10 protein-coding genes are annotated in these 10,802 nt (G+C 63.7%); 8 read left to right on the forward strand and 2 right to left on the reverse strand.

The window, feature by feature from the left end:
• The first annotated feature begins 199 nt into the window (after window positions 1-199).
• The 4 genes from Q0176_RS10765 (at window position 200) to Q0176_RS11270 (ending at window position 4,583) form a co-directional block, all read left to right on the forward strand.
• Window positions 200-427 carry a thioredoxin family protein gene (locus Q0176_RS10765; RefSeq protein WP_298782019.1) on the forward strand — a complete coding sequence of 76 codons (228 nt, stop codon included), beginning with the start codon at window positions 200-202 and terminating at the stop codon, window positions 425-427.
• 46 nt (window positions 428-473) lie between these two features.
• On the forward strand, window positions 474-1,931 hold the full coding sequence (locus tag Q0176_RS10770) for a DUF1254 domain-containing protein (RefSeq protein WP_299302787.1): 1,458 nt from the start codon (window positions 474-476) through the stop codon (window positions 1,929-1,931).
• 119 nt (window positions 1,932-2,050) lie between these two features.
• The gene (locus Q0176_RS10775; RefSeq protein ID WP_299302790.1) at window positions 2,051-4,489 is read left to right on the forward strand and encodes a hypothetical protein; all 2,439 of its coding nucleotides are present in this window, start codon (window positions 2,051-2,053) and stop codon (window positions 4,487-4,489) included.
• Window positions 4,473-4,583, forward strand: coding sequence for a Synerg-CTERM sorting domain-containing protein (locus Q0176_RS11270; protein WP_366797471.1), 111 nt, complete (start codon window positions 4,473-4,475; stop codon window positions 4,581-4,583). Before Q0176_RS10775 ends, Q0176_RS11270 begins: the two co-directional genes overlap by 17 nt.
• A 75-nt stretch (window positions 4,584-4,658) precedes the next feature.
• Here Q0176_RS11270 and Q0176_RS10780 read toward each other — a convergent pair whose 3' ends face one another.
• Entirely contained in the window at window positions 4,659-5,969 is a 1,311-nt protein-coding gene (locus Q0176_RS10780) for an MFS transporter (protein ID WP_299302793.1), read from the reverse strand.
• Between the two features lie 141 nt (window positions 5,970-6,110).
• Here Q0176_RS10780 and cysS point away from each other — a divergent pair, with 141 nt between their 5' ends.
• Together cysS and Q0176_RS10790 are read left to right on the forward strand one after the other, a co-directional pair.
• Window positions 6,111-7,556 carry a cysteine--tRNA ligase gene (gene cysS / locus Q0176_RS10785; RefSeq protein ID WP_299302796.1) on the forward strand — a complete coding sequence of 482 codons (1,446 nt, stop codon included), beginning with the start codon at window positions 6,111-6,113 and terminating at the stop codon, window positions 7,554-7,556.
• A 286-nt stretch (window positions 7,557-7,842) separates the two neighbouring features.
• Window positions 7,843-8,088 carry a hypothetical protein gene (locus Q0176_RS10790; protein WP_299302799.1) on the forward strand — a complete coding sequence of 82 codons (246 nt, stop codon included), beginning with the start codon at window positions 7,843-7,845 and terminating at the stop codon, window positions 8,086-8,088.
• Here the strand turns inward: Q0176_RS10790 and Q0176_RS10795 are convergent.
• Window positions 8,048-8,446, reverse strand: coding sequence for a methylated-DNA--[protein]-cysteine S-methyltransferase (locus Q0176_RS10795; protein WP_299302802.1), 399 nt, complete (start codon window positions 8,444-8,446; stop codon window positions 8,048-8,050). The genes Q0176_RS10790 and Q0176_RS10795 overlap by 41 nt on opposite strands.
• On the opposite strand from Q0176_RS10795, the gene Q0176_RS10800 reads away from it, so the two are divergent.
• Both Q0176_RS10800 and ssnA read left to right on the forward strand, forming a co-directional pair.
• On the forward strand, window positions 8,424-8,942 hold the full coding sequence (locus tag Q0176_RS10800) for a helix-turn-helix domain-containing protein (RefSeq protein WP_299302806.1): 519 nt from the start codon (window positions 8,424-8,426) through the stop codon (window positions 8,940-8,942). The two genes, Q0176_RS10795 and Q0176_RS10800, sit on opposite strands and share 23 nt — an antisense overlap.
• 208 nt (window positions 8,943-9,150) lie before the next feature.
• Window positions 9,151-10,479: a putative aminohydrolase SsnA gene (ssnA, locus tag Q0176_RS10805; RefSeq protein ID WP_299302804.1), complete on the forward strand. Its 1,329-nt coding sequence runs from the start codon at window positions 9,151-9,153 to the stop codon at window positions 10,477-10,479.
• Window positions 10,480-10,802: the final 323 nt, after the last annotated feature.

Below are 10,802 nucleotides of genomic sequence, written 5' to 3' on the forward strand. Positions count from 1 at the left end.
AAGCTGGGGTACCACCGGGGTGCTTCATGGATTAAATCAGCGTTTCTTTAGAAACGAAAGGAAGGGTTCGGTAATGAGAACGGTGCTTGTGTCGATTTTCCTTTTTTTGGCTTTCATTTTCTGTCCCGTTCATGCCGAGGGAAAGGACTTGCCGACTCTGGTATCCCTGTCCGGGGCCGGTTGACCGGCCTGCAAACAGATGTCCAAAGTTTTGGATGCGATCAATGACCGGTATGAGGGCAGGCTGGCAGCGGAAGCGGTGGACGTGGACGAGTATCCCGAGCTCGTTAAGGAGTACAACGTGACCTACCTCCCCGCCCTCCTCTTTCTGGACGACAACGGCGATGTCGTTCGTCAGGAGGTTGGCTATCACAGCCTTGACGAGGTGCTGGAGATCTTCCGGGACATGGGGGTCGACATCGAATGACGCGGGGCCCCGGGTCTCGGCGTCCGTCGAAAGGGGAGAGAAGATCGTGTTCGTGAGTAAAGGGAGAGGAAAGAGTGTCGGGGGCGTTTTGCCCCTGGCCGCAGCCATAGCCCTGCTGCTGTTTCTCCTGGGGGGGTGCGGCGGTGGGGGCGACAGGCACGAGTCCGGCTCCGCGACGACGCTCGACGACGCCTACGTCTACTGCTATCCGCTGGTCATGATGTCCGTATCCCAGAGGGTGGCGACGAACGTCGTCGAGGCCACCTCCGCAAAGGTGCCCGTGAACCAGCTGCGCCACGCGCAGAGGTTGGCTGGGCCGGACTTCAAGGACGTCGTCACGCCGAACGTCGATACGCTCTATTCTCAGGCGTTCATCGACTTGAAGGGCGGCCCCCTGGTGTTCGTCAAGCCGGCCGCAGACCGTTACTGCTCGGCGCAGTTCCTGGACGCCTGGACGAACAGCGTGGGGATTGCCGGCACGGGGGGCAGGGAGGGCACGTCCGGGGAGCAGGTTTGTCTGCTGATGCGGTCGGACGACAAAACGACCGTCCCGGCGGGGATGACGCCCTTTCGCCTCTCCGGGAACCTCGGCTGGATCATCGGGCGCACCCTGTGCAGGGGCGAGGACGACCTGGAAAACGTTCGGACCCTTCAGAAGCGGATGAGGCTGCTGCCGCTGGCCGACTATCTCCGGGGCGGAGACTATGTCCCCCCAAAGGGGACCCACGATCCCCGGTACGACGGCGTGATCCCCGTGGACTACGTTTTGAGGATGACGCCCGAGCAATTCTTCGGCGAGGCCAACGCCCTGATGCGGGACAACCCTCCGCTCCCCGGCGATGAGCCCTTCCTGGACGGAATCCGTGCGCTGGGCGTAGGGCCCGGTCTCAGCTTCGATCCCGCGGTGCTGGGGGCGGACGCGCAGGGTCGGGAGGCGGCGTGGCGGGCGATGATCAAGAGGGTTCAGGCGCGGGTCATCGCGAACAGCCAGAGGTTCCTCGTGCATTGGGGGCCGTGGCAGTACCTCGGTGCGCCGATCGCCGAGTTCGGGACGGAGTACGACTACCGCGCGATGGTCGCCTGGAGGGGGCTGGGGGCCAACCCGGTATCGGCCGCCATATACGCCAGCGCGAACAAGGACTCGTCGGGACGGGCCCTGAAGGCGGGGACACGCTATAAGGTGCGCTTCGAGAAGGGGGCGTTGCCGCCGGTTCGGGAGGGCGGGTTCTGGTCGGTAACGGCCTACGGCGACGACGACTTTTTGATTGCGAACCCATTGAACCGCTACTGCGTCAACGACCGCAGTCCTGTCACCTATAACGCGGACGGCTCCCTGGAGCTGCTGCTCCAGCCCGAGGCTCCAAAGGACGAGGATCCCCTCAAGGCCAACTGGCTGCCCACGGGGCAGGGCGGGTTCCACCTGTTCCTGCGCATCTACTGCCCGGACAGGACGAGGATCGATGGGGGATGGAAGGCCCCGAGCCTTATCCCAACGTCTGAATAGAGCGGGCAGAGGGATTGGACTCCGTCTCAGGGTTGGGTCTGCAATGGCAGATATTTTTGGTGAGTTTGTGAGTTTGTGAGGAGGATGAGAGGATGGTTTTGAGCAGGAGGTTTTTACGCGTGGCGGTGCTGGCGGCGGTCTTCGCCCTGGGCCTCGCCGGGACCGCGCTGGCGGATCCCAAGGCCTGGGTTGGTTCCACGGGTGGAGACTGGAAAGAGGGTACCAATTGGAATCCGAACGGAGTACCAGCGGCTGCTGATGAGGTGTTGATTTCGGGCGCCGAGGTAAAGATTACCGAGGCTGCGAATGCGAAGTCTGTGTCGCTCGGCCAGGGGGCGACCTTATCCATTGAAGGCACGGGGAAGCTGACCCTCGCTGCCGGCGGCGCGCTTCACGCATCGGGCGACGCGACCGTGGAGGTCAAGGCTGTAGATGGGCTGACGTTTACCACTGCCACGCACATTACCGTCAACCCTGACAAGGCGCTGACCCTGAAGAGAAAGGCCCCGGGCAACATAAAGGGCGCCGGCGCCATGACCCTCTCCGGCGGCGGAACGCTGAATGTGAACCTTCCACTGACGACGGCCACCGGTTTGGAGATCAAGGACGGCAGCACGCTGAACGTCGTGGACACCCTGCCGGACCTAACAGGCCCCGCGGTGACGGTCACGAAGGGCAACCTGACGTTGGGGTATAACCTTCCGGCGGCCGTTAAGCGCGTGGAGGTCACCGAGGGCGTCCTGACGGTGGGGCAGGGGAGAGCGATCGGAAACGGAAGCAAAACCGCGCCGGACGGCGCGGTGGACCTGAAGGATAAAGGCCGCCTCGTGCTGAGCGGGGACCTGACGCTCAAGGAGCTGAAAACGGTCGATGGCAGCAAGATCACGGCCAACGGCAATGTCCTGACCATCATCGATCCCACGAATCCTTTTGTGCTCGACGCCGGGATCGATAAGGGGACTCTGAGCCTGGATGTGGCGGCCGGTCAAATGGCCACCCTGAGTAAAGATGTGGCGAAGGTCGTATTCAATGGGAAAAACGGCGGCGCCCCTACCTTGAAATTTGAGGAAAGAGTCTTTGTGAACCACCTCGATATCAGAGGCTCCACGACAGAACCCGCCAAGTTGCAGTTCGGTGGGGAGAACACCATCGGCACGCTGGAGTTCGTGAGGACGACCCCCCTTGTCGTTTCCTATAGCGATCTTTTCGTCAAGGTCGAAAAGCTGATTCTTGCCGATGGCGCTGCCCTTGACCTCAAGCTGATGGGGGGAACTGCACTGACCATCAAGGACGGAACGCCGGGCGCGAAGTGGAACGTGAAGATGGGGAATGAGAATACCGATTTCAGGGTGCACAACGCGGGGCTGCTCTCCGGAAACGTCGAGGTGACGCTCGGCGGCGGCACCCTGTACCTGCCTCACGGAGCGTACCCGAATCTAACCCTGAAGGCGGTGTCTCCTCCTGTTCAACCGACGCTCGAGGCGGACGTCTTCGAGGGCGACCCGGTCCTGACCGTAGGGAAGGTCGAGATCAGTGGTTCTGACATGAGAATGAAGGCTACCGGTGTCTGGAAACGCGGCCTGGAGGCGGGCAAGACGCTCACGCTGCTGAAGGTCAATTCTGTGAATATGAATGGTAAAGTGATCAAAGGTGACCCAGAGCAGGATAAAACTCCTAGTGCTGAATACTGGAAAGTGGCGCGGCTGGAAGGGACCAAAACGGAACTGGTCCTCACCGCGCTGAAGACCATCTCCGTCCCCGATCTGGTGGCGGAGGCGAGTTACTCGGGGAACAAGCGTACCGTGACCGTCAAGGTCTCGGGTGACGTGAAAGTGAAGGAGGGCGAATGGAAAGCCGAGATGATCCGGGGAGATAGGCCGGAGAATTATCCCGCTTATGAGAACGCTAAGCCTGGGACGAACACCAGGGAGGGCGCGGTTTTTGAGGTCATGCTGCCGTCCGGCTTCACGAGCGGGACGCTGAGGGTGAAAGCCACAAACTTCGATTCGCCAAATTTCCAGGGCTTTGTCGACGTCCCGCTGGAGCGCACCACGCCGGGTGGTGGCGGCGGCGGTGGTGGCGGCGGTGGTACGCCCGGTACACCCGGTACGCCCGCGGCCCCGAGCATCGATCCGAGCAGCTGGGAGACAACGGCCATCGGCGAGCCGGACGCTCAGGGGAACCTGACTGTCCAGCTCACGGCGACGCTGAGGCTCGATGGGACGCCGAAGTCCCTGGATGTGGTCGCCTCCGGGATGAAGGAGAAGCCGAAGGCTGAGCTGCTGGACGCCGGCGGCAAGGTTATCGTGAGCTCCATGCCGCCGGCGGTCAGGGCAGGCGCGAAGAGCTACAGGCTGAGGCTGACGTGCAGGACCACGAAGGCCGATATCGACTCGGGCAGGGCGGCGATCGAGAAAGTGCTTGTGGCGACGGACGACGGCAAGGTCCATACGATCATGGTGAACAAGAAGCTGAAGGATATCGCCAAGCCGGGCGGCAACCCCGGGCAGCCCGGCAACCCCGGTAATCCCGGGCAGCCCGATAACCCCGGAGACTGACTCCAAGAGCGGCTCCGGCGGCGGGTGCGACGCGGGTGTCAGCGGATTGGCCTTGGCTCTCGTCGGAGCGTTCCTGCTGAGGAGAAAAGTATAGCTTCGGAGTATACGCGGGACGGCCCCCTTTTCGGGGGCCGTCCCTTCGTCTCGAGAGGCATGGGCTGCGGGAGCTCTAGCGCTCCCCGCCGCCGTACCGCCGCACGCCCCTGCGGATCAGGATTGCCGCCAGGACGGTCAGGACGGCCATGACCAGGAAGATCTGGGGGATCTCGAGCCCCGCGGTCAGCAGAAGGCCGGACCCCACGGCGGAGACGACCATGAACAGCGAGTCCGTGACGTTGGAGCAGGCGATGACCCCGGCCATGCGGTCCTCCGGCGTGAGGTACTGGATGGCCGCGTAGAGGGGGACGATGTAGAGCCCCCCGCAGAAGGAGATGGCGAAGAGGCAGGCCAGCACGGCCAGGTTTGCGGGCACGGCCAGGAAGGCGCCGACGCCGATCGCCGGGATCCCCGGGGCCAGGGGCTCCCGATGGCTCACCAGCCAGAGCAGCGCGCTGGCTAGGGAGATGCCGACGGCCGCGGCGGGCACGTACCGCACCGAGACCTCGCCCTTCAGAATGGCGTTGCACGCCATCGAGCCCAGCCCGATGCCCATGGAGAAGACGGCCAGAAAGAGCGTCGCCACCTGCTCGTCCGCCCCGAGGACCAGCCGGGCGTAGGTGGGGAACTGCGCCAGGAAGGTCGCCCCGACCAGCCAGAACCAGGAGATCCCGAGGACGGCACAGAAGACGTTGCGGTGAGGATAGACGTCCGTGACGAGCGCGGCGGTCCTGCGGACGACGTCGGCGGATACCCGCCGGTGGGGGTCGATGGGCCGCGTCGGGGGGATGTAGAGGCTGGTCCACCAGCCGGCGGCCGCCACGGCCACGACCCCCGCCCCGACCCGGAGGAGCCCGCCGGACGTGAGGATGAGGAGCCCGCCGAAGATGGTCCCCGTCAGGATGGCGAGATAGGTCCCGGTCTGGATGAGGCCGTTCCCCGCGATCAACTCGTCCTCCTCCAGGTGCTGCGGCAGGATGCTGAACTTGGCGGGGCTGAAGAAGGTGGATTGTGCTCCCATCAGGAAGAGCACCGCGAGCAGCAGCCAGATGTTCTGCAGCTGGAACCCCACGGCGGCCATCCCCATGATGACGACCTCCGCGAACTTGACGAGGCGCATCAGATACGCGCGGTCGTAGCGGTCGGCCAGGTCGCTGGCGGGGGCCGAGAAGAGGAAGAAGGGAAGGATGAAGACCCCGGCCGCGACGTTCACCATGATGCGGGAGTCGAGCCCGGCGCCGTCGGCCAGGCGGAAGGTGATCAGCATCGCCAGGGCGCTCTTGAAGAAGTTGTCGTTGAAGGCCCCCAGGAACTGCGTCAGGAAAAGGGGCAGAAAACGGCGCGTGCGCAGGAGCGCGAACTGGTGCTTTCCGGACGCGGACAAAATTCATCTCTCCCAGCTGCGGGCCCGGAGGCCCAAAAATTTCTTGGAACGTGTACAATTATTATAAGCGACTCTTTCGGTCTTTTGATCTGCCGCCGACGTTCGCTTTTGATTTTGCTCTCAATCCGGAGGTGCATTGCCATGAGTCTGACGCTTTATAACGACCTGACGCGCAAAAAGGAGCCGTTCGTCCCCCTGACCCCGGGACGCGTCACCTTCTACAGCTGCGGCCCGACGGTCTACGACTTCTTTCACATCGGCAACGCGCGCCCTTTCATCGTCTTCGACGTCCTGCGCCGCTACTTGGAGCATCTGGGGTATGAGGTCACCTTCGTCCAGAACTTCACGGACATCGACGACAAGATGATCCAGCGCGCCCATTCCGAGGGCATCGAGGTCTCCGACCTCGCCGCGCGCTTCATCGGGGAATACTACAAGGACGCCGATGCGCTGGGGATCCGTCGGGCCGACGTGGCGCCGCTCGCCACGGAGCACATGCCGGAGATCATCGGGACGATCGAGAGGATCATCGAGAGGGGGCACGCCTACGTCTCGGAAGGGGACGTCTACTTCGACGTCCGGAGCTGGCCCGGCTACGGCAAGCTCTGCAAGCAGAGCCTGGACGAGCTGGAGGCCGGTGCGCGCGTGGAGGTGGGCGAGCGCAAGAGGGACCCGCTGGACTTCGCGCTCTGGAAGGCGCAGAAGCCGGGGGAGCCCGCCTGGGACAGCCCGTGGGGAAAGGGACGGCCCGGCTGGCACATCGAGTGCAGCGCCATGTCCTCGAAGTACCTGGGCACGACGATCGACATCCATTCGGGCGGGGTGGACCTGACCTTCCCCCACCACGAGAACGAAATAGCACAGAGCGAGGCCGCGTCCGGGGAGCCCTTCGTGCGGTTCTGGCTGCACAACGGTTTTCTGCTCATCGACAAGGAGAAGATGTCCAAGTCCCTGGGCAACTTCATGACGGCCCGCGCCGCCCGGCAGAAGTATCCGCCCCTGGCCATCCGCCTCTTCATGCTGAGCGCGCACTATCGGTCCCCCATCAACTTCGCGCCCGAGGGCCTGGAACAGGCCGAACGGGGCGTGACGCGCCTGAGGAACTGCCGGGCCGACCTGGCCTTCGCCCGCAGAACCCGAATGGGCGAGGAGCCCGGGGCCGGCTCGTTCCCGGCCGATTTTCTGGCGGAGCTGAAGAGGCTGGACGACGACTTTCACGCCGCGATGGACGACGACTTCAACACGGCGGCGGCGGTGGGGGTGCTCTTCGAGGTGGTCAAGGCGATCAACTCCGGGCTGAAGGAGCATCCGTCCCTGCCGGCCGCCTTCTTCGACGCGGCGGAGGCCGAGCTGGCGAAGATCGACGGCATCCTGGGCGTGATCGGGCCCGAGGAGCTGCCGAAGGAGGAATCGGCCGGAGAGGAGGCCCTCGGCGACGCGGAGGTCGAGCGGCTGATCGAGGAGCGCTGCGCCGCCCGCAAGGCGAAGGATTTCGCCCGGTCGGACGAGATCCGGGCCATGCTGGCGGAGCGTGGCGTCGTGCTGGAGGACACCCCGCAGGGGACGCGCTGGAAGCGGGAGATATAGCCCCTTACGCCGGACAGGTCTTGGGGTTTGCCCTGTTCCACATCTCCGAGGGCGCGGAACGCCCGTTCGAACCACGGGCGACGGAGGAACATGGAAGGGAGAATGATGGATGAGGAGCTGGCTGAGGAACCTGTTTCGACATGAGGTCGAATTTTTTCTTCTCTGTCTGTACAACATGTTGTCTGCAGGGAGCGAACTGTTGGGGCCAATGGCTTCTGGGAGTTCAAAAATTTTTCAGGTCGTCTTTATCTGCGTCACCCTTTTTTTCATGATTGAAGTGGTCTTTTTGGATAGTCTGTTCTGGAGCCGGGCGGCGTTTTTCCTCTCCGCCTTCTGTCTGGTCGGCGTGGGGATTTTTTCCCTGTTCTCGGCTGCATTCCTGGCCTCCGGAGGACTGCTGGGCAACGCCTTTGGCCTGTGGCTGCTGACCTCGAACGCGAGCGCTGTTGTGGGAGCCCTGGTGCTGATCGCCATCCCTTATCGGACGTGCCTCAGGCTGGAGGCGAAAAGAGAGAGGATGGGGTACAGATAGCCCCGGGGTTGACGGGCGCTCCTCGAACATTGCACCCCTCGATCTCCAGAAGCCGCCGCTTGACCTCGAGCCCTCCTCCGAACCCCACCAGCGTTCCGTCGGCCCCGACGACGCGGTGGCAGGGGACGAGGAGAGGCAGAGGGTTGCGGTGATTGGCCCCGCCCACGGCCCGGACGGCTTTGGGCCTGCCGATCCGGGCCGCAATCTCCGCGTAGGTTCGGGTCTCGCCGTAGGGGATGGTCCGAAGCGTATTCCAGACCAGGAGCTGAAAGTCCGTCCCCTCCAATCGTATCGGAACGTCGAAGTCCCTTCGTTCCCCCCGCAGATATTCGCCGATCTGCCGGGCCGCATCCGTCAACAGAGGGCACCCGCCCCGCTCCGCCGGCTCGGAGGAGCGCGGGGAGCCCTATGCGGCCAATTATTTCGGCCAGCCGGCGGGCGATAAGATCCTGAGGTCCTCCACCTATTTCATCAGGGACGAGAAACGGAACGTCGTGGGGATCCTGGGCGTCAACGTCGACCTCACGCAGCTCATGGCCGCGCGTCAGACGGTCGATCGGCTGCTGGGCCTGGAGAAGTCCGGCGGCGTGTCCGCCGTCCCCTTCGTCGGGGAATCCGGAGGGCCGCGCCGGGACGAGGCGGACCGGAACGTCGAGCACATGGTCTATTCCGTCCTGGAGCGGGTTTTATCGGCCTGTAAGGCGGCCCCTTCCCGTCTCACCGCCCGCGAGAAGCGCGAGTTGGTGGAGGAACTGAACGCCCGGGGCGTCTTTTTGCTGAAGGGCGTGGTCACGGAGGTCGCCCGGCGCCTGAGCGTCTCGGAGCAGACGGTCTATCGCTATTTGAAGGGTTGAAGCCGGAATTGAAAAGGAGGACGAGAAGTCCCAGGAAACCCTCCCGAAAAGGGAGGAAAGATCACTCCAATCTTGATCGTTCGTACGCTGCGTTTGGGCCGATGACCGTCCGGTGAAAGCCCCAGGCGGATCGCACGGCTCGTTCTTCGCCGGCGTTGCGCTTACTGCATGCGAACGCTCTCGAATTGGAATCAGGGGGGCCTGTTGAATGCTGTTGATCGGAAACGGAATGCTGGTAACGCGCGATCCCCGAAATCCCTGGTTCCCGAACGGCTGCGTGGCGGCCGACGGCAGCTTGATCGTCTCGGTGGGGCCGACCGACGATCTGCGGGCCCGATATCCCGAGGCCCGGTTCGTCGACGCGAACGGCGGCCTGATCCTGCCGGGCTTCATCAACGCCCACATGCACTATTACAGCGCCTTCTCCCGCGGGATATCCACGAAGGACGCACCGGCGCAAAATTTCATGGAGGTCCTGGAGCGGCTCTGGTGGCGGCTGGACAAGGCCCTGAGCCTCGAGGACTGCTATTACAGCGGCCTGATCTGCATGATCGACTGCATCAAGAACGGCACGACGACCGTGCTGGACCATCACGCCAGCCCCCATGCGGTGAGGGGCAGCCTGTTCGAGCTGGCCCGCGCCGCCCGCGAGACGGGGATCCGAAACTGCCTTTGCTACGAGGTGTCCGACCGCGACGGTCCGGAGATCATGCGCCGGGGAATCGAGGAGAACATGGAGTTCATCCGTGCCGCCCGTGAGGAGAAGGATGACCTGCTGGCCGGGACCTTCGGGCTTCACGCCTCCATCACCCTGTCGAACGAGACCCTGGCCGCCTGTCGGGAGGCGATGGGGGACGCGGATGCGGGCTTCCACGTCCACGTGGCGGAAGGGCCGGCCGACGAGCGGGACTCCGAGGAGAGATACGGCCGGCGCATTCTCGAGCGTTTCCGCGATTTCGGCCTGCTGGGGCCGAAGTCCATCGCAGTACACTGCATCCACATTGACGAGCACGAGATGGATATTTTGAAGGAGACGGGGACGGCCGTCGTCCACAACCCGGAGTCCAACATGGGCAACGCCGTGGGCACGACGCCCGTGCTGGAGTTTTGCCGGCGGGGCATCCTCACCGGCCTGGGGACGGACGGCTACGTCAGCGACATGCTTCAGTCCTACAAGATGGCCAACGCGCTGCAGAAGCATGCCAATGGGCATCCCAACGTGGCCTGGGGGGAGATTCCGCAGATGCTTTTCGAGAACAACGCGCGCATCGCGGAGCGGTATTTTGGCGTGCCGCTGGGGCGTCTCGCGCCCGGCTGTTCGGCCGACGTCATCGTCTCGGACTACGTGCCGCCGACGCCGCTTACCGATGCGAACGTCAACGGGCACCTGCTCTTCGGGGCGAGCGGCCGCAGTGTGGTCACCACCGTCGCGCGCGGGAAGGTGCTGATGGAGAACCGCGTGCTCCCGGGAATCGACGAACGGGCCGTTGCGGCCAGGGCCCGTGAGCTGGCGGTGAAGACGTGGGAGAGATTCTAGGGAATGACCGCCTTCCACAAGGTATTTGGCCTTGTGGGGTATGCCGGTCGCTATCTGACCGGCCCGGCTCTTCGTTCAGCGCCGTTGAGGCGTGAATGACCGCCTTCCACAAGGTGTTGGCTTGTGAGGTATGCCGGTCGCTATCTGGCCGGCGCATGGGTTTGGAAACGTTCCGGTTCCGTCAGGATAAAGTAAAAAACCTTCTTGGCCCGACAGGAGGGGCGGAGGGGTTCCGTCAGGGACCGGTTGAATCAAGGAGGGGGTGTACTCGTGTCACACTTCATGAGGCCTCGGAGTTTTTCCGATTTGCTGCGCTGGATCGA

This window comes from uncultured Fretibacterium sp. (assembly GCF_938040765.1).
Classification (GTDB): Bacteria; Synergistota; Synergistia; order Synergistales; family Aminobacteriaceae; genus CAJPSE01.